This window comes from Aestuariivivens marinum, from assembly GCF_022662175.1.
In the GTDB taxonomy this organism is placed as follows: Bacteria; Bacteroidota; Bacteroidia; order Flavobacteriales; family Flavobacteriaceae; genus Aestuariivivens; species Aestuariivivens marinum.
Genome location: NZ_JAKMCR010000007.1, coordinates 61,332 through 81,509 on the forward strand (window position 1 = coordinate 61,332; position 20,178 = coordinate 81,509).

Here is a 20,178-nt window from a genome sequence, read left to right on the forward strand (position 1 = left end):
AGCAATTATTTGCTCAAGCAATAGCAACTTTTTCTTGGTGCCAATGGCTCCTATTTTAATTACATCAAACCCTATTACAAGCAAAACCTTACAATAAACAAAAAACTACTGCTTGTTGTTTATAATTATTTTCTATAACAATATTTATATTTTGTTTAATTTATTGTTTACAACATTAAACATTTTTACTATCTTGCCATAAGATATTTCATATTATGACTATTCTGGTAACTGGAGCAACAGGCTACATTGGTAAGCGACTTATACCTCTTTTGTTGTATGAGGGGCATTCTGTTGTGTGTATTGTAAGAGATAGGCTAAGAGCAGACAAAAACTATATTGAGGACGACAATGTTTATGTTATTGAAGCCGATTTTTTAAGACCGGATTCCCTTGATAATATTCCTAAAAATATTGATGTAGCCTATTACCTAATACATTCCATGTCTAATTCTTCAAGAGATTTTGAATCCCTCGAAGAACGCTGTGCTAAAAACTTTAAAAACTATATTGAAACTACAAATGTTAAACAAGTTATATACCTGAGCGGCATAACCAATGAGGATAGATTGTCTAAACATTTGCGCTCAAGAAAAAACGTTGAAGACTGTTTAATATCCAATAAATATGAATTAACCATTTTTAAAGCTGGTATAATAGTAGGCTCAGGGAGTTCTTCGTTTGAGATTATAAGGGATTTGGTTGAAAAACTCCCTTTCATGATAGCGCCCAAATGGCTAAACACAAAAACACAGCCTATAGCCGTTAGAGATGTATTGTCATTTTTGTTCAAAGCCGCAGGTAATAAGGAAGTATATAATAAGACATATGATATTTTTGGACCAGAGATCATTACTTATAAGGACATGCTTTTGCAGTTTGCAAAAGTTCGTGGATTAAAACGACACATACTTACAGTGCCTTTAATGACACCTAAACTATCTTCTTATTGGTTATACTTTGTTACATCCACATCATATAAGTTAGCTACTTCTTTAGTAGATAGTATGGGCATTCAAATTATAGGAAATCGAAGTAACATTAATGAACTCTTAAAAGTCAACCCTATAACATACAAAGAAGCTGTAGAATTAGCCTTTGAAAAAATAGAACAAAACAGTATAGTTTCAAGTTGGAAAGATTCTATGGTAAGTAGTGGCAGGCTTAGAAAACGACTGCATAAATATGTGAATGTTCCAAAATTTGGATGCTTTAGGGATTATAAAGAGAGGCCTGTTGTCAATGTTGGGCGAACCATTGAAAAAATTTGGAGCATCGGTGGTAAAAATGGCTGGTATTATGGAACATTTTTATGGCGTATTAGAGGTTATATTGACAAACTGTTTGGAGGTATTGGACTAAGACGTGGCCGCACAAATCCAATCGAATTAAATGTAGGCGATTCACTTGATTTCTGGCGCGTAATTTTTGCAGATAAAACACAACAAAAACTACTACTTTATGCTGAAATGCGATTACCTGGAGAAGCTTGGTTAGAGTTTAAAATAGAAAATAATGTACTTAAACAAACCGCTACTTTTAGACCCAAAGGCTTAGCAGGCAGACTTTATTGGCTTAGCGTTCTCCCTTTTCATGGATTTATTTTTAGAGGGATGATAAATAAATTAGCTAAAGCAACATGATTTTAAATTTAAACTTTTGCTTAAGCCAGAAATCCATATTAGTACTGCATAGAATATATTTTAAAAGCCTTTTTCAAAAAAACAATAACATCACATATTATATACTCTAAATCATGTCTTTTAGCATTAAATAAATTAGGGCCTGCATTAACTTATAGATAAAATTAAAATTATTTTGTTTAATTATTTTTATTATTTGTTAAACATTTTGTATATTTGAAAAAACACTAAAGTGCAGTATTAAAGAACTAAAACCTTTTTAGGATATACCTCTAAAATAAGATCAAATCAAAGTTTAGTTTAACGACAATATAGATGTTGAAATTAAGACATTACACTACAAGGGCAATGCAAATTGAAAAGTTAAAAAATAGAACTAACGGACAAAATTTAAACGGATTCACTATTGAGGACATTGGCGACGACCACTTGTGCACTGGCTTAGAAACACCATTGAAAGTAGAAGCCTTCAAACTAAGTGACTCCGAGAAAAAAGAGCGTATAGCTATCTTATTTGAAGAGATCATGGATGTTATGGGATTAGACTTAACAGATGATTCTTTAAAAGGAACACCTAAACGCGTTGCTAAGATGTATATTGATGAAATTTTCTCAGGGTTAAATCCTAAAAACAAGCCAAACATTGCCTTGTTTGACAACAAGTATCAATACAACCAAATGTTGGTCGAAAAAAATATAACATTCTACTCAAACTGTGAACATCACTTTGTTCCAATTATTGGTAAAGCCCATGTGGCATACATTTCCTCGGGCAAAGTAATTGGCTTATCTAAGTTGAACAGAATTGTACAATACTATGCTAAACGACCCCAAGTTCAAGAGCGACTCACAAATCAAATAGCAAACGAATTACAATCGGTCTTAAACACAAAAGATGTTGCGGTCATTATTGATGCAAAACATTTATGTGTGTCCTCTAGAGGCATAAAAGACAATACCTCTAAGACGGTAACCGCCTATTACGGTGGAAGATTTAATACATCAGAAAAAATTGTAGAACTACAAAATTATCTAAACAGTTAACATTATGGATTTAATTAACAGAGCTCTAGAGTTTGAAAAAAGAAAAATGAAGTCTCTTTCTACTAGCGATAGAATAAAAATATCAAGAGAGGCTAAAACCCTGATATTAGATTTAAACCAAATCTATAAAGTAAAAAAAGACAATCATATTATGGAAATTATGAAGCGTTTAACCGCAATTAAAAGAAAGGTTGAAAAACGATTAAATGGAGCTCCTCTTACAGCATAATTACATAAAAAGACCGGTAATGCGAGTAAATATTAATTTTTACTTAATAAATTGACATAAAAACAAGTAATCTTCTATATTTTTTTATATTGTAAAACTGTGAAAACAAACGCGCATTATACTTTAAATTATAGATAGATTAGAATTTTATGGAGATTATAGATAAAGCATTGGAATTTGAGCAACGCAAACACACATTTAAAACAACAAGCGAGCGTATTGAATCGTCAAGGGAAGTAAAAAGTTTAATACTAAGTTTAAACGATATCTATAAAGAAAAAAAAGATCCTGAGATTATGGACTTAATGAAACGTTTGACTGTAATTAAACAAAAAATTGAAAAACGGCTTAAGGGCAGGCCATAACAATAAAATGCCCTGAAACCTATGAAAACAATTATAGTAATTGGTGGAAGTAAGGGTATTGGTAAAGCCTTGGTTAAAAAATTACTAACACACAGCAAGGTTATTAACATTAGCAGAAGTAAACCAAATCTAACCCACAACAATCTAACCCATTATTATTGCAATGTTACCCAAGATGAGCTCCCTGAAATAAATCAAGCTGATGGACTCGTATATTGTCCGGGAAACATCAATTTAAAACCTATAACCAGTCTAAACATTAAAGATTTTATTCATGACTTTGAAATTAATGTTCTAGGTGCAGTTAAATCAATTCAAAAGTACCTGCACGTTCTAAAAAAAGGGCACAATCCTGCTATCGTTCTGTTTAGTTCGGTAGCTACAAAACTAGGAATGCCATTCCATACCAGCATAGCTACAGTTAAAGCAGGCATTGAAGGTTTGGTGAAATCATTAGCAGCAGAAATGGCCCCAGTGATCAGGGTTAATGCTATTGCACCAACAGTTACAAACACACAATTGGCCCAGAAAATTCTTAGAAGCGAAAAAATAATTGAAAACATTACAAATCGGCATCCTTTAAAAAAAATACTGGAACCCGAAGAAGTGGCTATTTTGGCAGATTTTTTAATCTCAGACAATACTATGTCCTTAACGGGACAGATTTTTCATATGGATTGTGGTTTGGTTACACTTAAAATTTAATATCATGTTTAGTTTATTCAAGAAGAAAACAAAAAAGCAAAAACTACAGGCAAAATTCAAAAAGCTCTTAAACGAATGGAATAGATTATACCAAAAAGACAAAACAATGAGCGAGATTAAATATGCCCAAGCAAGAATTGTAGCTTTTGAAATTAAGAAACTAAAAATTAATAACAGATGAAGATTTTAAAGTATCTCATTTTTTTTCTAGTTATAAACTTTGGAGCTTTGACCATTGGTGGTTGGTTAATGAACAATGGACCACTAACGGCATGGTATCAAAATCTTAATCAGGCTCCTTGGACACCTCCTAGCTGGGTCTTTGGGGTTGCATGGACAACCATAATGATCTGTTTTTCTATATATATGGCTTATTTAGCTAAAACAGTTCTCGATAAAAAATTAGTGGTCTTGTTCACCATACAGTTTATATTAAATGTTGTTTGGAATTATTTTTTCTTTAATCAGCATTTAACAATACTTGGCTTGGTTTGTTTAATTATACTAACTTTTGTAATTGGCAAATTTTTATTGGATTACAAAAGTGTTTTAAAAATTAAAAGCCTACTTATACTACCCTATTTCATATGGCTTATTGTAGCAATATCGTTAAACGCGTATATAGTGCTTAAGAATTAATTACAAATGAAGATTTATACACTGCACAGAAAACAAAATTTGCCCATTGATATTGATACCGCTTGGGATTTCCTTTCAAACCCCAACAATCTTAAAACCATTACCCCAAACTATATGGGGTTTCATATCTTAACCGGTGCCGACAGACCAATGTACGCAGGTCAAATCATTCAGTATATAGTTACCCCTGTTCTGGGTATAAAAACGAAATGGGTAACGGAAATAACCCATGTTGCAAGCAAACAATATTTTGTGGACGAACAGCGATATGGCCCATATAGCCTATGGCATCATAAACACTTTATTAAAGCAATATCCGGTGGGATTGAAATGGAAGATATTATAGATTACAAACTACCTTTTGGCCTTTTAGGGCAATTGGTACATCCACTTTTAGTGAAACCAAAACTTGAGGAAATATTTAATTACAGAACTAAAAAACTAGAAGAATTATTTGGTACATTTTAAATGGCACAACCTATAAACATATTTTGGTTTCGTCGTGACTTAAGACTAGACGACAACGCTGGATTCTATGAAGCCCTAAAAAGTGATTGTCCTGTAATGCCCATTTTTATTTTTGATTCTGACATTTTAGAAACCCTGCCACAAGATGATGCGCGCGTTACTTTTATTTTTGAAACCTTACAAAAAATGCGTGATGTATTACAGAAAGAACACGATAGTTCGATTGCCATTATGCATGGCAAGCCTATCACAGTTTTTAAAGAGCTAGTCAATCAATACACCATTTCTACTGTTTACACCAACCATGATTATGAGCCTTATACCAAGAAACGTGACGAAGACATCAAAATATTTTTAAATACCAATAACATAGCTTTAAACACCTATAAAGACCAAGTTATTTTTGAGAAAAGTGAGGTAGTAAAAAATGATGGTGATCCTTATGTAGTTTACACGCCTTATATGAAAATCTGGAAAGAGAAATTTAACACCTCTTACAACTTAAACATATACCAGACCAACAATTACCTTAAAAACTTAGTTAAAAAACCAGACTTGCCTAATTTAAGCTTATCGGATATCGGGTTTAAAAAGTCATCACAAAGTATTGCTGATTATAATGTTACCTCTACTTTAATTAAAGACTACCAAAACACCAGAAATTTTCCTGCCAAAAATGCCACCTCAAGACTAGGCCCCCATTTGCGATTTGGCACCGTTAGCATTCGTAAAATAATTAAAAAAGCCATTGCAGAACACAATGAAACCTTTTGGAAGGAGCTTATTTGGCGTGAATTTTTCATGCAAATCCTTTGGCATTTTCCACATACTGTAAACCAATCGTTTAAGCCAAAATATGATCGGATTGTGTGGCGAAATAACGAAAAAGAGTTTGAGGCTTGGTGCAAGGGCAAAACAGGCTACCCCCTAGTTGATGCCGGTATGCGACAGCTTAACAAAACAGGATTTATGCATAATCGAGTGCGCATGGTGACAGGAAGTTTTCTATGCAAACACCTCCTTATCGATTGGCGTTGGGGCGAAGCCTATTTTGCCGAGAAACTTCATGACTATGATATGGCCAGTAATGTTGGCAACTGGCAATGGGTAGCGGGTTGTGGTGTAGATGCTGCTCCCTATTTTCGGATTTTCAACCCCACCTCACAAATTGAAAAGTTCGATAAAAACTTAGATTATATTAAACAATGGGTTCCAGATTTCCAAGAACTTACCTACCCTAAGCCCATTGTAGAGCACAAAATGGCCCGTGAACGATGCTTACAAGCCTATAAATCAGCACTTAATAATTAGTTGATAATTCTGCAATCCCAAAAAACAATTATTGATGATTTCTTAAATAAACCACATTAAAAATGACAAAAATCACATATTGCATTGTTTTTAATTTATAATTTTGAGAATTATTAAATTAAATCCTTTTGTTTATGACCGATTTACAAATCGCCAAAACCGTTACACTTAAGCATATAAGTTCCATAGCCGAAAAATTCGGCATCCATCCAGAAGCCATTGAAATGTATGGTAAATACAAGGCAAAGTTGCCTTTAAGCGCAATAAACAAGGAACGGGCGCAGAAAAGCAATCTTATATTGGTTTCGGCAATATCGCCAACACCAGCGGGTGAAGGTAAAACGACCATCTCCATTGGCCTATCGGAAGGTTTAAATCGGTTAAACAAAAAAACAACCGTAGTTTTAAGGGAGCCCTCACTGGGTCCGGTTTTTGGGATAAAAGGAGGGGCTACTGGTGGTGGTTACTCACAAGTACTCCCTATGGAAGACATCAATTTGCATTTTACGGGCGACTTTGCCGCTATTGAAAAGGCTCATAATCTTTTAGCTGCCATTATAGACAATAATATCCAAAGTAAGGCTAATTCTGTACAACTCGACCCAAGGACCATTAGCTGGAAACGGGTGGTCGATTTAAACGACCGTGCACTAAGACGAGTTATTGTGGGCTTGGGCGGCACTACATCGGGCGTTCCCAGAGAAACAGGTTTCGATATTACAGCTGCTTCAGAAATTATGGCAATACTCTGTTTGGCTGAAAATATTACGGATTTAAAACAACGGTTAGGCCATATCTTTATTGGTTACACATACGACAAAACCCCTATCTATGCCAAAGATCTAAAAGCTGAAGGTGCTATGGCAGCTTTGCTAAAAGATGCCATTAAACCTAATTTAGTACAAACCATTGAAGGTAACCCTGCTATTATTCATGGTGGACCTTTTGCTAATATAGCCCAAGGCACCAATACTGTTATAGCTACATTGATGGGGTTATCGCACTCTGAATACACGGTAACCGAAGCTGGTTTTGGATTTGATTTAGGTGCCGAAAAATTCTTCGATATTAAATGTCAAAGCGCTGGATTAAAGCCTAAAGCCGTAGTGCTTACCACCACCATTCGTGCTTTAAAGTATCATGGTGGTGCCACACTAAGCACCCTAACAACAGAAAATACGGAAGCTTTGGTTAAAGGACTTCCAAACCTTGAGAAACACTTAGAAAACATTGTTAAATTTAACGTGGTGCCCGTCATTGCCATTAATAAATTTGCTTCAGACACCGATGCTGAAATAGCGATCATTAAAGAGTTTGCTGCTTCAAAGGGCATTGCTGTGGCCTTGGCAGATGTTTGGAGCAAAGGTGGTGAAGGTGCCCTGGAATTGGCACAAAAAGTTATAGAAGTGGTCGAATCCAATACCTCTAATTTTAAACCTCTCTACCAATGGGAATCCGGTGTTAAAGACAAAATAGCAACCATTGCCACCGAGATCTACGGTGCCGAATATGTTGATTACACTTCAAAAGCCAAAGCACAACTTACCAAAATAGGAAACTTAGGTCTGGAATACCTACCTGTATGTATTGCTAAAACACAAAAATCGTTATCGGATAACCCTAAATTATTGGGTAGGCCCAAGGATTTTATCATAACCGTTCGGGAAATTGAAATCGCTTCAGGAGCTGGCTTTTTAATCCCTATTACTGGAGACATCATGCGTATGCCCGGGTTGCCCGCACATCCTGCTTCCGAAAATATTGACATTAATGATGAAGGTGAGATTACGGGGTTGTTTTAAGTTTAGGAGTCTAAGATTATGTGTTAATCTCAACAAATATATTACTTTCTCCTGATCATATAAGAGTTAAAGGACTTTGTAGCATTTGATTGTTGCTGCCAAAAAAGAAGAGGAATAACAAAACTTACTGTAGCAATTCCTCCATAGAATAACCATAAGAAAATGGCAGAAAAAATTCCAATAACAATCCCTATTAAAATAATGGTGTTATTGGTTACAGCCCGAACCTCATTGACATGCTTTTTTTCCATTTTACCACAGTTTTGGCAATTAACTTTAAACTCATCCCCCCTTTGCATTTGTAAATCTGGTCTTGTTGGTGCTTTGGATTTTATTTTAATTTCTTTTTTACAAGATGAACAATAGGCTACTAATTTCATATTAAATCCTATTAATTTTAAACATCGTTTTAATTCCTAATACCAACAAAACTCCAATCAAACCTACAAAATAAACACTTGTTGAAATACTCTTTAACATTGAGGCCATCATCGTTAAATTCACTTCAAGTAGTGTTAAATCGGGGTAGGTATTCAACAATGTAATAATTCCAAAATTCTCCAAATAATCTGCAATACCAGCTATTATTGGTAATACACACAAAAAAACAAATGGTTCTTTAAGTATATTTAATTTTTTAAGAAAATACCCAATAACCAAACAGTAAGTTAAACCAAATAGGAAAGGATAAACCATATCTACAGGAATTTGATTAGTGAGATATATGTGACGTCCCTCTACACTCAAAGTATTGAACAAATCGACGACATGATCGTAGTCGTATCCCATAGGCATCATATCTAATAACTTCATGCCATTAGCATAAGCCATAGTTTTAGGAATGGTTACAAACAACATAAAGCCATAAACCACATTGGTTATAACGAAAAGCACCAACACTTTCTTTCCTTGTACATTACTGGCAATGTATTTAATAAGTCGCTGCATTTAGGCCATTTTTTATACTTTGTTAAAAGTATAAAAAGTTTCTTTAGCTTAGTAATTAAGCTTTTAAATGAAATTGGATAACATTTAATAACTTCTAAAAAGCCTTTACAAGTATTTAAAAATTTTGCAACACAAACTCCCTAAACTGGTTCTTGCAGAAAAAACCAGAGTTTATATAATAAATTATAAATAATTAGGAAAGCTATTCCACCCGCTCAATATACGCCCCAATAGCCCTTAGGCGTTCATCTATGCGTTCGTAACCTCGATCTATCTGCTCAATATTTTGAATAATGGATGTCCCTTTAGCAGATAAAGCCGCAATAAGTAAGGATATCCCGGCGCGAATATCGGGAGACGTCATGGTCATGGCCTTTAAAGTCGATTTAAAATCATGGCCAATAACGGTGGCTCGGTGCGGGTCACATAGAATGATTTTAGCACCCATATCAATCAATTTATCTACAAAAAACAAACGGCTTTCAAACATTTTTTGGTGTATTAAAACACTACCCCTAGCTTGAGTAGCCACCACTAAAACAATACTTAATAAATCGGGAGTAAAACCAGGCCAAGGTGCATCGGCAATAGTTAAAATAGAGCCATCTATAAAACTTTGTATTTCATAACCATCTGTGTGCGCAGGAATATGGATATTATCGCCTTGCTTTTCAACGGTAATGCCCAATTTTCTAAATACATTGGGAATTAAGCCCAAATCGTCCCAGCTTACATTGGTAATGGTCAATTCACTTTTGGTCATCGCTGCCAAACCTATCCAGCTACCTATTTCAATCATATCTGGCAACATGGTATGATCTGTACCTCCTAACGTTTCAACACCATCAATAACTAACATATTGGAACCTACACCACTAATCCTTGCTCCCATTCTATTGAGCATCTTGCATAACTGTTGCAAATACGGTTCGCAAGCGGCATTGTAAATGGTCGTGCGTCCTTCGGCAAGTACGGCAGCCATAACAATATTGGCAGTACCAGTAACAGATGCTTCCTCTAGCAGCATGTAGGTCCCTTTTAGCTTCTTGGCTTCAACGCCATAAAATTGTTCCTCACGGCTATAGCCAAACTTAGCGCCCAGTTTTATTAAGCCTTCAAAATGGGTATCCAACCTACGGCGTCCAATTTTATCGCCACCCGGCTTAGGAATATAACCTTTACCAAAGCGGGCCAATAAAGGACCAACAATCATAATAGAGCCTCTTAGCCCCCTGCCATCTTCCTTAAAGGCATCAGACTCCAAATAGTTTAAATCAAGGGCATCGGCCTGAAAGCTGTAACTACCCCTAGACAATTTTTCAGTTTTAACGCCAAGTTTCTTTAAGAGACCAATAAGTTTATTTACATCAACAATATCAGGTATGTTATTAATGGTAACCTTTTCTGGTGTTAACAATACAGCACACAAAATCTGTAAGGCTTCATTTTTTGCGCCTTGAGGCTGAATGCTACCTTTTAATTGGTGCCCTCCTTCAATTTTGAATATTCCCATAAATACTAGTAGCGTTTTCTTTGGCGGTTGGTATTTTTCTTGTGTCCTTTTTTACTAGAATATTTATTTTTAGACCGCATTAAACTTGATGCATCAGATAAGTCTTCATCAGAATTTTTCAAATTTATCTTACCCCCAGAAAGCTCGTATAAATGGTCATAAATCACATCGTCCTCAACCGTGTCTTTGTTCCAGTTTAAAAAACACTTTTTCATATGGTTGGCTATGGTATAGATTAAAGCCTCCTTAAGGTCGCCTTCCTCCCAGGTATTAGCAACATCTATCATGGTTTTGATATTGTTACCATAAAATCGGTATTTAGGGTGGTTTTGTGGGTATTTTAAGGGCTCTGGACGTTCTTCAAAAAGCTCTTTAGTGGGTTTGGAAAAAGGAGAATCTGCATCCAATTCAAAATCGGACATGATAAATAATTGATCCCAAAGCTTATGCTGAAAATCTGGAACATCGCGCAAATGTGGTTGCAAATTGCCCATAACCGCTATAATGGCTTTGGCCAATTTATTGCGTTCTTCCCTAGTTTCCCTTGATTTGGCGTAGTTTATCATTTTTTGAATATGGCGCCCATATTCAGGAATAATTAAATGTTCACGCTCTGTGTTGTATTCTAAATCGTCTATCAAAATTTAAATGTGTAGAATTATTATTTTTTGCATGTAGTTGTTATGCCTGTGCAAAATACAAAAAAAATCTAAAGGCTTATAACGCCTTCTACTTTTTCTGCCACTTCTTTATATTTGTCTATTACCGCATTGGGGTTTCGCATTAATATATTAATGGAAACACTGGTATATTTGCCATTTTTAGATTCTATGGTATTAATTACCGCTCCCATATTATCGAAAATAACTTCTATTTCTGCTATTTTTTGAGCATCAGACTTTACAATGAATTTATATAAATATTCTGCCGGCCAACTTGTGGTTTCATAGAGCCGTGCCTTTAGTTTTTCGTAAAATGCTTCAGAATTAGAATCGTTGTCCATACGTTTTGTTATAAGCTGCAAAAGTACATGAATTTTTCAATTTTTTTTATATTGGTTAAATTACGATTTTTACACCCAAAACCCTGCCCATTTGGACACTAAAAAAATTATTATTACAGGAGGCCCCGGAACCGGAAAATCCACCATCATAAACGAATTGATAAAACGTGGGTATGCTTGCTTGCAGGAAATCTCAAGGCAGGTTACATTGCAAGCCCAAAATAATGGCATAGATCAATTGTTCTTAACAAACCCCTTATTGTTTAGCGAATTACTGCTTAAGGGCAGGCAGCAGCAATATATTGAATCTAAAAACTTAGAAACCGACATTGTTTTTTTTGATAGGGGCATCCCAGATGTTTTGGCCTATATGGATTTTATTGGTGATGTCTACCCCGAATCTTTTATACACCTTTGTAAAGCATCGCCATACGATACCGTTTTTATTTTAAAGCCCTGGGAAGACATCTATACAAGCGATAACGAACGTTATGAAAGCTTTGAGCAGGCCTTGCAGATCCACGATCATTTGGTTAACACTTATAAAAATTATAATTACACCTTAATTGATGTCCCTTTTGATACAGTAGAAAACCGAACCGATTTTATTTTAAATGTCGTAAATATGTAATATGGAACACCCCATAAACATATTGGAACGCTATTGGAACTTCACGGCATTTAAACCGCAGCAGGAAGTCGTTATACAGTCGGTTATTGCAGGTGAGGATACCTTTGCGCTGCTACCAACAGGGGGTGGAAAATCGTTGTGCTATCAAATTCCTGCTTTGGCCAAGGAAGGGATCTGTATTGTTATATCGCCTTTAATTGCCTTGATGAAGGACCAGGTTAAAGCACTTACCCATAAAGGCATTAAAGCTATGGCATTAACCAGTGGCATTTCATATAGCGAATTGGACACACTTTTGGACAATTGTATTTATGGCAATTACAAATTTTTATACCTCTCGCCAGAACGTTTACAACAGGAATTGGTACAGGATCGTATAAAACAAATGCATGTGAACCTAATCGCTGTTGATGAAGCCCATTGCATTTCACAATGGGGTAACGATTTTAGACCCGCCTATAAAAACATTAAATTATTACGCCAGTTACAGCCCTCGGTAAATGTTTTAGCCCTTACCGCTTCGGCTAAACCCAATGTGGTTGAGGATATCGTAAAGGAACTAGATTTTATTCAACCTAAAATTTTTAAGCAATCTTTTTTTAGGTCCAATTTAGCCTACATGGTTTTTCATGAAGATGATAAATACTTCAAATTAGAAACTATTTTAAAAAAATATACGGCCCCCTCAATCATATATGTTAGAAACAGAAAGCTGAGTATGGAAGTGAGTGCTTTTTTAGAGTCGAAAAACATTACCTCAACATACTATCACGGCGGATTAGCTAACGAAGAAAAAGACAAACACATGAACCATTGGCTCCATAATACCAAACAGGTAATGGTTGCCACCAATGCTTTTGGAATGGGCATAGACAAACCCGACGTTAAGACCGTTATCCACATTAATCTTCCGGAAAGCATAGAAAGCTATTTTCAGGAGGCCGGGCGGGCCGGACGTAATGGAAACAAGGCCTTCTGTATTATTTTAAAGAACAACAGTGATGAAGTGTTAGTGAAGAATCAGTTTTTAAATGTGTTGCCAACGGTTGATTTTGTTAAACAGGCGTATAGAAAACTGTGCAGCTATTTTCAAATATCCTATGGCGAAGGGGCGTACAGCACTTTCGATTTCAATTTTAACACCTTTTGCAAAACCTACAATTTTAGTTCTATTTTATGCTACAACGCACTATTGTTACTGGACAGGAACAGTGTGATTAGCCTAACCAAAAGCTTCAACAATAAGGTGTCCCTACAATTTACAGTGCCTAATCATGTACTTTTTAAATATTTGGAAACCCATCATGATATTGATGTTATTGTTAAGGCCACTTTACGTATATATGGTGGTATTTTTGATCACCCCACTAAAATAAATACCTTAAAAATTGCCGACAAGGCTTCGGTAACAGAGCAGCGTATAATCAATGTATTGCAACAGCTGGAAAAAGATGAAATTATTTCCCTTAATTTGGCAAAAACCGATGCGCAGATTACCTTTATAGAACCTCGTGAAGACGACAAGACCATTAACCGTATTGCTCCAATTATTGAACAGCAAAACCATTTGAAACAACTACAAATAAAAGCTGTATTGGATTATGTCAACAACGATTCTGTTTGTAAAAGTATACAATTGCTTGGTTATTTTGGGGAAACCAATCTAAAACCTTGTGGTATATGCTCGGTATGTATCAATAAAAAAAAGGCTGAGGACCCAACAGATTTAATAGCCTTAAGAAAAAGCATCATCGAATTACTGGAAAATGGCGAACGGTCTTCAAGAGCTATAATTACCTGTTTGAACGCTCCCGAATCGCACACTATTGAAATATTAAAACAATTGTTGGAACACAACATTATAAGCATTACAGAAACAAACACATATAAATTATGTCATTTATGAGGGATTTAAGAATTGTATTTATGGGCACGCCCGATTTTGCGGTACATACTTTAAAAGCATTGGTTGAACACGGTTATAATATCGTTGGTGTGATTACCGCACCCGACAGGCCTGCTGGGCGTGGGCGTAAGCTTAACGAAAGTGCCGTTAAAGTATATGCCAAATCCCAGAACTTAAACATCTTGCAACCTACCAACTTAAAGGATAACGGTTTTTTAAACGATTTAAGGGCCCTGGATGCCAATCTACAAATTGTGGTAGCCTTTAGGATGTTACCCAAAGAGGTGTGGCAAATGCCCAAGTATGGCACTTTTAATTTACATGCGTCCTTATTACCCAATTATAGAGGAGCAGCCCCCATTAACTGGGCCATTATTAACGGTGAAACCAAAACGGGGGTATCAACCTTCTTTATTGACGAGAAAATAGATACCGGAGCAATGATCCTTCAAGAAGCAATAGATATAGGTCCAGACGAAAATGCGGGAAGCCTGCACGACAGGCTCATGCACAAAGGCAGTGAACTTGTTTTAAAAACCATAACCCAAATTAAAAACAATGAGGTAACTGCTACTCCTCAAATTGAAACTAATAACCTTAAAACTGCCTATAAGCTCAATAGGGATAACTCTAAAATAGATTGGACGGCACCAATGCAAGATATTCACAATAAAATTAGAGGGTTGAGCCCCTACCCTGCTGCCTGGTGTGTTTTAATTAACGGTGAAGATGCATTGGACGTTAAAATTTATGAGAGCAAAAAAGAGATAGCCGAACATGCATTTGAAGTAGGCCATATCATTATCTCAAATAAAACCTTAAAGGTAGCTGTAAGGAATGGGTATATTTATATAGAAAAAATGAAGCTGCCAGGTAAGAAGTTAATGGATGTAAAATCCTTATTGAACGGTTATCAATTTCATGACCATGCCAAAATGCGCTAAACCCTTACTAATACTAGCATTAACAAAACACCGATAAAACAGAGCTCCTTTATTAACAAATAACCCAAGTTATTAACAATACTATGCATTTCCCTTGCTATTCCTTGCATGATTGCATAATCCGTATAAATTTGTAGAGGATTTAACAAAAATGTTTAACCAATTTTATTAATAATTTAAATTTTATATTATGAACAAAACAGATTTAATCGATGCAATGGCAGAACACGCAGGAATTACAAAAGCAGCTGCTAAAAAAGCTTTAGAATGTGCGCTTATAGAAATTGAAGGTGCTTTACAAAAAGGAAACCGCGTTTCTTTAGTTGGATTTGGTTCTTGGTCAGTTTCTAAAAGATCTGCAAGAGAAGGTAGAAACCCTCAAACTGGAGCTACTATCAAAATTAAGGCAAAAAATGTTGTAAAGTTTAAAGCTGGTTCAGATTTATCAAACGCAGTAAACTAATTTTACATCATAAATTTTCATAAAAGCCTTCAAAAAATTGAAGGCTTTTTTTATTTAACACCCCTTTAGAGTTGCAATTTTAAGATTTATATATTAGATTTAAAGGAAAATTCCTCAAAAGCATGATAACTCTTAAACCAAAAAAAGGTGATTTATTAATCGCTGAACCTGCAATAATTGGTGATGTATCATTTAACCGCTCCATTGTTCTATTGGCAGACCATAACCATGAAGGTTCTATTGGTTTTATATTAAACAAGCCCTTAGAATATACCATTAACGATCTCGTTCCAGAAGTAGAGGCCCACTTTAAAGTGTATAATGGAGGCCCTGTAGAACAGGATAACTTATACTTTATACATAAAGTTCCAGATTTAATCCCTGATAGCATCGAAATCTCGCTTGGCATTTATTGGGGAGGTGATTTTAACAAAGTTGCAGAACTCATTACCAACAATACCATTAAGGAAAATGACATACGTTTCTTTTTGGGGTATTCGGGCTGGGATGCCAATCAATTAGATGAAGAACTTAAGGGAAGCTCATGGGTTGTTTCAGAAAACATTTACAAAAAAGACATTATTGAAAAGGATTACCAAACCTTTTGGAAGGAAAAAATGCTCGAATTGGGTGGCGAGTACATTATTTGGTCCAATGCACCAGAAAACCCTAATTATAACTAGCCCAATCTTATACTTACATTTAATTTTTCTAGCAGGTCTTTGGATACTTCCTGTTTAAATAGCTTCTTTCTATATTTCGTTACCGGTTGAATACCAACAATAACATTGCTTATAAAAATTTCATCCGCCTTTTGAAGTTCAAAAGGTGATATAGAGGCTTCGTCCAATGTGTAATCGGGGATCGTTTTAATCAGTTCTATGATTTGCTTTCGCATAATCCCTTTTAGGCAACCATCTTCTATTGGTGGTGTTTTTATAACATTGCCATTAACCAAAAATACATTGCCATTTAAGGCCTCAACCACTTGCTTGTTAGTATTTAAAAGCAAACAGTTGTCGAGCTTGTTTTCATTGGCAAAAATACTTCCAACCACATTTAAGGCCTTATTATTTGTTTTAAGGGCAGACAACAAGCTTGGCGACACATAATAATCCTTAAACAAGTCCACCTCATAATCATCACTATTTAACAAATAAAAATCTAACTCCAAAGGTTTTACCGAAATAACGAACTCCACGTCATTGGTATGTGGCAAATACAGCCCTGCACCAATACGATGTACCGTTAATTTTACCCTAGCAGATTGTTTTAACAGCTTATTGGATTCTAATGTCCTTAAAATTTGTGCCTCTAAAAATTCCAAGGTAAAATTCATTGGAATTTCCATACGCATAATGCGCATAGAGGCCATTAAACGAAAATAGTGATCTTCCCAAAACAGCAATTTACCATGAACGGACCTTACCGTTTCAAAAAGGGCATCGCCATAGGCATACCCCCTATTATTTAACGGTAAAAAGGCTTCGTTTTCTACTATATTTCCATTAAAATTAACCATAAAAAAATCCGCTATTTGTATTATTGAAATAGCGGACAAATATACTATTAAAATACGTTTTACACTAGGTTGAACCCAGTACTTGTTTTAAATCGGAAATTTGGTTATCCCAAAGCATTTTAGCTTCATCTAGTTCGTCTTCCTCAGCAAAATCGGTAACTATTAAGGAAACATCTTTAGTAATTTCATCCACTTGTATACGAATTTCGAAATAGTAACTCAAATCATCCTCTTCATCTGCCAACCATCTAAACTTAACCCGTTCGCCACTTTTCTTGCTCAATAATTTAGCTTTTTCTTCGCTATCGTCCCAAATAAAGGCAAAGATCTCGCCCCTGGAATTTACATTATCTGAAAACCATTCTGATAGCCCAGAAGGTGTAGAAATATATTGGTACAACAATTGGGGCGAGGCGTGAATAGGAAACTCAATTTCAAACTTAATTTTATCGTCCATAAATAACTGTAAATTTTGTGATGCTCAATATATACATTAATTAATAAGTTTTACAAAATTTTTTGATAATATTTTCTACAAGTTCTGTTTGTATGCAATTATTTTGTTTTTATATTTGCAGCCTTAAAATACGGCGAGGTAGCTCAGGTGGTTAGAGCGTCGGATTCATAACCCGGAGGTCTCGAGTTCAAATCTCGATCTCGCTACAGCAGAAAAGGCCAGCACGATAGTGCCAGGCCTTTTTGTTTTTGGGAGCTAAAGCTTGCTTTGCAGCGACCTAAAACAAAAAGAGCGATAAACGCTTCAGCGTTCAGGTCTTTTCTATTGTCACGGCCCCCCAACGCAGATTCTGTAAATCTCGATCTCGCTACAATTCTTAAATCACCCAAAACAAACAGTTTAGTTCACTCTAAACCGTTTTTTTATGCTAACATTAAAAGAGTTTCTTACATTTAAACACGGAAATGAACAAGATTTGGGACAAAATTCAGAACACAAAAAAGTTTTTTCCGCTCCTAAAATTTACACCGCCAAAGGAGACTTATCAAAACGATAATATGTATATTTTTCCTTCAGGAATCCTGAAACAAGCAGACTGACCAGAATGAAAAACATTTATGGCAAGATCAATAGTTATTAGCAAATTTATTTAGGTTAAATATTCCTTACTTTATTTTCGCTCCCAATCGGTAACGGGTTTCATAAAATGAATCCAGATCATAGCAATAATTGGCATTAAAAAACCAAAAAGCCCCCAACCACCCTGACCTCTATTTAATTCCTTAGCTTTATTTACACAAACAATAATACCTACAACTCTTATAACAAGTTGTATAATGGCAAAAGCACCATCTTCCATTTTATTAGTCTTTAAAATTAATATTCAAGCTTTCTTGGGCCTGATTCTTTAATTCCTGTAATCGCCCATAATTTCTTTTGTTTTTTGTTATTTCTTGAAATAGCTCTTCTGAGATTTGATGTTTTTCAGAACCTATAAATTTATCAGGGTGACAAGCTCTACTCAACACCTTGTATAAATCCCGTGCTCCATTAATACTATTCATAAGATTATCCATGTCAATTTGAGTGGTTGGTTTTCCTTTTATGTCTCTTTTAGATATTTCACTTAATGGTAACTTTGATTGCTTTTTTTTAAGCCTAAAAATCAAAACTATGATGAAGGTTAATTCCAATAGAGCAATCCAAAACCATAGCGAATAAGATCCATTTGTCGTGTTGGTTAATGTATCTCCAATTTGGGATACTTCTTCTATTACCAAACTATCTCTTATTTGCATAATGTTTTGTTTAATCTATAAAACCACCAATATTAGCATGATCCTGTAGTTTCCATTTCAAACCTAAAAATCCTCTATTAGAATGCACTTCTAAAGTATCCCAACCTAACGATATCATCCTTCTTATCAACTCCTCGTTATCTAATATTACACGCCCAATTTCTATTAACTCCAACCTTTCCAATGTGCGCCCTGACAAGGCTTTGATTCTAAAACCACCACCCATCCATTTAGAAAACGCATGTCGATAGGCACTTTCACCACGTGTAATTTTAGCTTCTAAAAGTGTTGGCGCTACACCAGTTATAAAAGAATGCTTTGCTGCCCTGTTAAAATTCTTAATTAATCGATATCTTTCTGCCAATTCTCCAAACCAGTCAGCAATTTCAATTATTTTATACCACATATCAATTAATATATTCTTTTAAAATTAACATGATGATAACAACTTATTTTCTCATTTCAGCTACGAGTTTTTTAGTCGCATTCCCTATAAATTCTTCTAGAACATTCCGTTCCACTCCTTCATAAGCTTGAATCCCTTTCTTTTTCAAGAGCTTCATTTCCTTGGCGTAATCCTTAGCAGACTTAGATATCACACAACCATCAACGCAAGGGGTAAAATTAAACCTATAAACCCCGGCAAATTCGTTAGAATTTATAAGTACAATTTTAAATTCAACGGATGCTCCATATTCTCGACGCTTGCGATATTTATCGACTTTTTCATTATCATTTTTATCGTAATATTTATTGGTCTCATACAATACTTTTGGATCTAATTTTGTAAGTTCAATTATTAAATCGGTATCTGACTTTTCCTTTAATTTTTGATAATCAATATTGTTATCGTCGTTACCTATAATTTGATTGAAAAGCTGTCTGTCTCGAACCACAAATCCACTAGCTAACAATTGATTTTCAATAGCATTATACAAATAGTCGTAATCTTCTTTCGGGGCTTTTTTATTTTCGGTTTCAGTTACCGCAAAAGAGGTTTGTGGTATTCTCAAAACTACCTTTGGGTTTTTACTAGTAGTCAAAAATGACTTCAGTGTTTCGGTTTTTACAATATCATCTGGTTTTTGTGAAAACTTTAGAATTTTAGTTGAATAGCAACCTGTAACTAAAGGAATGGCTAATAGGATTAATAGTTTTTTCATGAGTAATAATTCTTTTTAATTCATTATCAAACCTATGCCAATTGAATAAAAAGTCCTTACGGCTTTCCGCATACAAAAAAAACTCTGCATCCATATAAGAATGCAGAGTTTATAAAATTCTCCC

Annotated in this window: 26 protein-coding genes and 1 tRNA gene; 16 read left to right on the forward strand and 11 right to left on the reverse strand. The window is 35.1% G+C overall.

Annotated features, from left to right (window positions below; translation table 11 throughout):
- Positions 1-215 precede the first annotated feature (215 nt).
- From MR053_RS13215 to MR053_RS13260, 10 genes are all read left to right on the forward strand, one after another.
- Positions 216-1,643 (forward strand): SDR family oxidoreductase, encoded by a 1,428-nt coding sequence (locus MR053_RS13215; protein WP_242132887.1) that lies wholly within the window; start codon positions 216-218, stop codon positions 1,641-1,643.
- A 348-nt stretch (positions 1,644-1,991) separates the two neighbouring features.
- Positions 1,992-2,687, forward strand: coding sequence for a GTP cyclohydrolase I FolE (gene folE / locus MR053_RS13220; RefSeq protein ID WP_242132924.1), 696 nt, complete (start codon positions 1,992-1,994; stop codon positions 2,685-2,687).
- A gap of 4 nt (positions 2,688-2,691) precedes the next feature.
- Positions 2,692-2,916 (forward strand): hypothetical protein, encoded by a 225-nt coding sequence (locus tag MR053_RS13225; RefSeq protein WP_223551486.1) that lies wholly within the window; start codon positions 2,692-2,694, stop codon positions 2,914-2,916.
- Between the two features lie 149 nt (positions 2,917-3,065).
- Positions 3,066-3,281: a hypothetical protein gene (locus tag MR053_RS13230; RefSeq protein WP_223551485.1), complete on the forward strand. Its 216-nt coding sequence runs from the start codon at positions 3,066-3,068 to the stop codon at positions 3,279-3,281.
- 21 nt (positions 3,282-3,302) lie between these two features.
- Positions 3,303-3,986, forward strand: coding sequence for an SDR family NAD(P)-dependent oxidoreductase (locus MR053_RS13235; protein WP_242132888.1), 684 nt, complete (start codon positions 3,303-3,305; stop codon positions 3,984-3,986).
- Between the two features lie 4 nt (positions 3,987-3,990).
- Positions 3,991-4,167: a Lacal_2735 family protein gene (locus MR053_RS13240; RefSeq protein ID WP_223551483.1), complete on the forward strand. Its 177-nt coding sequence runs from the start codon at positions 3,991-3,993 to the stop codon at positions 4,165-4,167.
- On the forward strand, positions 4,164-4,625 hold the full coding sequence (locus MR053_RS13245) for a TspO/MBR family protein (RefSeq protein WP_242132889.1): 462 nt from the start codon (positions 4,164-4,166) through the stop codon (positions 4,623-4,625). The genes MR053_RS13240 and MR053_RS13245 overlap by 4 nt, the downstream gene beginning before the upstream one ends.
- Positions 4,626-4,631: 6 nt before the next feature.
- Complete coding sequence (locus MR053_RS13250) at positions 4,632-5,093, forward strand: SRPBCC family protein (RefSeq protein WP_242132890.1); 462 nt, start codon at positions 4,632-4,634, stop codon at positions 5,091-5,093.
- Positions 5,094-6,404, forward strand: a complete 1,311-nt coding sequence (locus tag MR053_RS13255; protein ID WP_242132891.1) for a cryptochrome/photolyase family protein — start codon at positions 5,094-5,096, stop codon at positions 6,402-6,404.
- 134 nt (positions 6,405-6,538) lie between these two features.
- A complete protein-coding gene (locus MR053_RS13260) occupies positions 6,539-8,206 on the forward strand; it encodes a formate--tetrahydrofolate ligase (RefSeq protein WP_242132892.1) in 1,668 nt (555 codons plus the stop codon).
- A 41-nt stretch (positions 8,207-8,247) separates the two neighbouring features.
- Here the strand turns inward: MR053_RS13260 and MR053_RS13265 are convergent, their stop codons facing one another.
- From MR053_RS13265 to MR053_RS13285, 5 genes are all read right to left on the reverse strand, one after another.
- Entirely contained in the window at positions 8,248-8,586 is a 339-nt protein-coding gene (locus MR053_RS13265) for a hypothetical protein (protein ID WP_242132893.1), read from the reverse strand.
- A gap of 1 nt (position 8,587) precedes the next feature.
- Positions 8,588-9,154: a hypothetical protein gene (locus MR053_RS13270; RefSeq protein WP_242132894.1), complete on the reverse strand. Its 567-nt coding sequence runs from the start codon at positions 9,152-9,154 to the stop codon at positions 8,588-8,590.
- A gap of 202 nt (positions 9,155-9,356) precedes the next feature.
- Positions 9,357-10,667: a UDP-N-acetylglucosamine 1-carboxyvinyltransferase gene (murA, locus tag MR053_RS13275; RefSeq protein WP_242132895.1), complete on the reverse strand. Its 1,311-nt coding sequence runs from the start codon at positions 10,665-10,667 to the stop codon at positions 9,357-9,359.
- 5 nt (positions 10,668-10,672) lie between these two features.
- Entirely contained in the window at positions 10,673-11,308 is a 636-nt protein-coding gene (locus tag MR053_RS13280; protein ID WP_242132896.1) for a DUF4290 domain-containing protein, read from the reverse strand.
- 68 nt (positions 11,309-11,376) lie between these two features.
- Positions 11,377-11,670, reverse strand: a complete 294-nt coding sequence (locus tag MR053_RS13285) for a DUF493 family protein (protein WP_242132897.1) — start codon at positions 11,668-11,670, stop codon at positions 11,377-11,379.
- Positions 11,671-11,761: 91 nt separating this feature from the next.
- On the opposite strand from MR053_RS13285, the gene MR053_RS13290 reads away from it, so the two are divergent.
- The 5 genes from MR053_RS13290 to MR053_RS13310 all read left to right on the forward strand — a co-directional run bounded on the left by MR053_RS13290 (position 11,762) and on the right by MR053_RS13310 (position 16,297).
- On the forward strand, positions 11,762-12,301 hold the full coding sequence (locus tag MR053_RS13290) for an AAA family ATPase (RefSeq protein WP_242132898.1): 540 nt from the start codon (positions 11,762-11,764) through the stop codon (positions 12,299-12,301).
- Between the two features lies 1 nt (position 12,302).
- Positions 12,303-14,207: a RecQ family ATP-dependent DNA helicase gene (locus tag MR053_RS13295; protein WP_242132899.1), complete on the forward strand. Its 1,905-nt coding sequence runs from the start codon at positions 12,303-12,305 to the stop codon at positions 14,205-14,207.
- Positions 14,204-15,151, forward strand: a complete 948-nt coding sequence (gene fmt, locus MR053_RS13300) for a methionyl-tRNA formyltransferase (RefSeq protein WP_242132900.1) — start codon at positions 14,204-14,206, stop codon at positions 15,149-15,151. Before MR053_RS13295 ends, fmt begins: the two co-directional genes overlap by 4 nt.
- A 190-nt stretch (positions 15,152-15,341) precedes the next feature.
- Positions 15,342-15,614, forward strand: coding sequence for an HU family DNA-binding protein (locus tag MR053_RS13305; protein ID WP_019386644.1), 273 nt, complete (start codon positions 15,342-15,344; stop codon positions 15,612-15,614).
- Positions 15,615-15,736: 122 nt separating this feature from the next.
- Positions 15,737-16,297 (forward strand): YqgE/AlgH family protein, encoded by a 561-nt coding sequence (locus tag MR053_RS13310; protein WP_242132901.1) that lies wholly within the window; start codon positions 15,737-15,739, stop codon positions 16,295-16,297.
- Here the strand turns inward: MR053_RS13310 and MR053_RS13315 are convergent.
- Positions 16,294-17,136 carry an aminotransferase class IV gene (locus tag MR053_RS13315; RefSeq protein WP_242132902.1) on the reverse strand — a complete coding sequence of 281 codons (843 nt, stop codon included), beginning with the start codon at positions 17,134-17,136 and terminating at the stop codon, positions 16,294-16,296. The two genes, MR053_RS13310 and MR053_RS13315, sit on opposite strands and share 4 nt — an antisense overlap.
- 64 nt (positions 17,137-17,200) lie before the next feature.
- Complete coding sequence (locus MR053_RS13320; protein ID WP_242132903.1) at positions 17,201-17,593, reverse strand: START-like domain-containing protein; 393 nt, start codon at positions 17,591-17,593, stop codon at positions 17,201-17,203.
- 132 nt (positions 17,594-17,725) lie between these two features.
- Here MR053_RS13320 and MR053_RS13325 point away from each other — a divergent pair.
- Positions 17,726-17,799 (forward strand) — tRNA-Met (locus MR053_RS13325).
- A gap of 464 nt (positions 17,800-18,263) precedes the next feature.
- On the opposite strand, the gene MR053_RS13330 is transcribed toward MR053_RS13325, so the two are convergent.
- From MR053_RS13330 to MR053_RS13345, 4 genes are read right to left on the reverse strand one after another with little or no spacing between them, the layout of a single operon-like run.
- Positions 18,264-18,452, reverse strand: coding sequence for a hypothetical protein (locus tag MR053_RS13330; RefSeq protein WP_242132904.1), 189 nt, complete (start codon positions 18,450-18,452; stop codon positions 18,264-18,266).
- Positions 18,453-18,456: 4 nt separating this feature from the next.
- On the reverse strand, positions 18,457-18,891 hold the full coding sequence (locus tag MR053_RS13335) for a molecular chaperone DnaJ (RefSeq protein ID WP_242132905.1): 435 nt from the start codon (positions 18,889-18,891) through the stop codon (positions 18,457-18,459).
- Between the two features lie 10 nt (positions 18,892-18,901).
- Positions 18,902-19,297 carry a hypothetical protein gene (locus MR053_RS13340; RefSeq protein WP_242132906.1) on the reverse strand — a complete coding sequence of 132 codons (396 nt, stop codon included), beginning with the start codon at positions 19,295-19,297 and terminating at the stop codon, positions 18,902-18,904.
- A gap of 43 nt (positions 19,298-19,340) precedes the next feature.
- The gene (locus MR053_RS13345) at positions 19,341-20,054 is read right to left on the reverse strand and encodes a hypothetical protein (protein WP_242132907.1); all 714 of its coding nucleotides are present in this window, start codon (positions 20,052-20,054) and stop codon (positions 19,341-19,343) included.
- Between the last annotated feature and the right edge of the window lie 124 nt (positions 20,055-20,178).

Excerpts from the sequence above, each read along its gene's own strand:
- MR053_RS13215 (WP_242132887.1), top strand. The coding sequence starts at position 216 with ATGACTATTCTGGTAACTGGAGCAACAGGCTACATTGGTAAGCGACTT.
- folE (WP_242132924.1), top strand. The coding sequence starts at position 1,992 with ATGCAAATTGAAAAGTTAAAAAATAGAACTAACGGACAAAATTTAAAC.
- MR053_RS13225 (WP_223551486.1), top strand. The coding sequence starts at position 2,692 with ATGGATTTAATTAACAGAGCTCTAGAGTTTGAAAAAAGAAAAATGAAG.
- MR053_RS13230 (WP_223551485.1), top strand. The coding sequence starts at position 3,066 with ATGGAGATTATAGATAAAGCATTGGAATTTGAGCAACGCAAACACACA.
- MR053_RS13235 (WP_242132888.1), top strand. The coding sequence starts at position 3,303 with ATGAAAACAATTATAGTAATTGGTGGAAGTAAGGGTATTGGTAAAGCC.
- MR053_RS13240 (WP_223551483.1), top strand. The coding sequence starts at position 3,991 with ATGTTTAGTTTATTCAAGAAGAAAACAAAAAAGCAAAAACTACAGGCA.
- MR053_RS13245 (WP_242132889.1), top strand. The coding sequence starts at position 4,164 with ATGAAGATTTTAAAGTATCTCATTTTTTTTCTAGTTATAAACTTTGGA.
- MR053_RS13250 (WP_242132890.1), top strand. The coding sequence starts at position 4,632 with ATGAAGATTTATACACTGCACAGAAAACAAAATTTGCCCATTGATATT.
- MR053_RS13255 (WP_242132891.1), top strand. The coding sequence starts at position 5,094 with ATGGCACAACCTATAAACATATTTTGGTTTCGTCGTGACTTAAGACTA.
- MR053_RS13260 (WP_242132892.1), top strand. The coding sequence starts at position 6,539 with ATGACCGATTTACAAATCGCCAAAACCGTTACACTTAAGCATATAAGT.
- MR053_RS13265 (WP_242132893.1), bottom strand. The coding sequence starts at position 8,586 with ATGAAATTAGTAGCCTATTGTTCATCTTGTAAAAAAGAAATTAAAATA.
- MR053_RS13270 (WP_242132894.1), bottom strand. The coding sequence starts at position 9,154 with ATGCAGCGACTTATTAAATACATTGCCAGTAATGTACAAGGAAAGAAA.
- murA (WP_242132895.1), bottom strand. The coding sequence starts at position 10,667 with ATGGGAATATTCAAAATTGAAGGAGGGCACCAATTAAAAGGTAGCATT.
- MR053_RS13285 (WP_242132897.1), bottom strand. The coding sequence starts at position 11,670 with ATGGACAACGATTCTAATTCTGAAGCATTTTACGAAAAACTAAAGGCA.
- MR053_RS13295 (WP_242132899.1), top strand. The coding sequence starts at position 12,303 with ATGGAACACCCCATAAACATATTGGAACGCTATTGGAACTTCACGGCA.
- fmt (WP_242132900.1), top strand. The coding sequence starts at position 14,204 with ATGAGGGATTTAAGAATTGTATTTATGGGCACGCCCGATTTTGCGGTA.
- MR053_RS13305 (WP_019386644.1), top strand. The coding sequence starts at position 15,342 with ATGAACAAAACAGATTTAATCGATGCAATGGCAGAACACGCAGGAATT.
- MR053_RS13310 (WP_242132901.1), top strand. The coding sequence starts at position 15,737 with ATGATAACTCTTAAACCAAAAAAAGGTGATTTATTAATCGCTGAACCT.
- MR053_RS13315 (WP_242132902.1), bottom strand. The coding sequence starts at position 17,136 with ATGGTTAATTTTAATGGAAATATAGTAGAAAACGAAGCCTTTTTACCG.
- MR053_RS13320 (WP_242132903.1), bottom strand. The coding sequence starts at position 17,593 with ATGGACGATAAAATTAAGTTTGAAATTGAGTTTCCTATTCACGCCTCG.
- MR053_RS13330 (WP_242132904.1), bottom strand. The coding sequence starts at position 18,452 with ATGGAAGATGGTGCTTTTGCCATTATACAACTTGTTATAAGAGTTGTA.
- MR053_RS13335 (WP_242132905.1), bottom strand. The coding sequence starts at position 18,891 with ATGCAAATAAGAGATAGTTTGGTAATAGAAGAAGTATCCCAAATTGGA.
- MR053_RS13340 (WP_242132906.1), bottom strand. The coding sequence starts at position 19,297 with ATGTGGTATAAAATAATTGAAATTGCTGACTGGTTTGGAGAATTGGCA.
- MR053_RS13345 (WP_242132907.1), bottom strand. The coding sequence starts at position 20,054 with ATGAAAAAACTATTAATCCTATTAGCCATTCCTTTAGTTACAGGTTGC.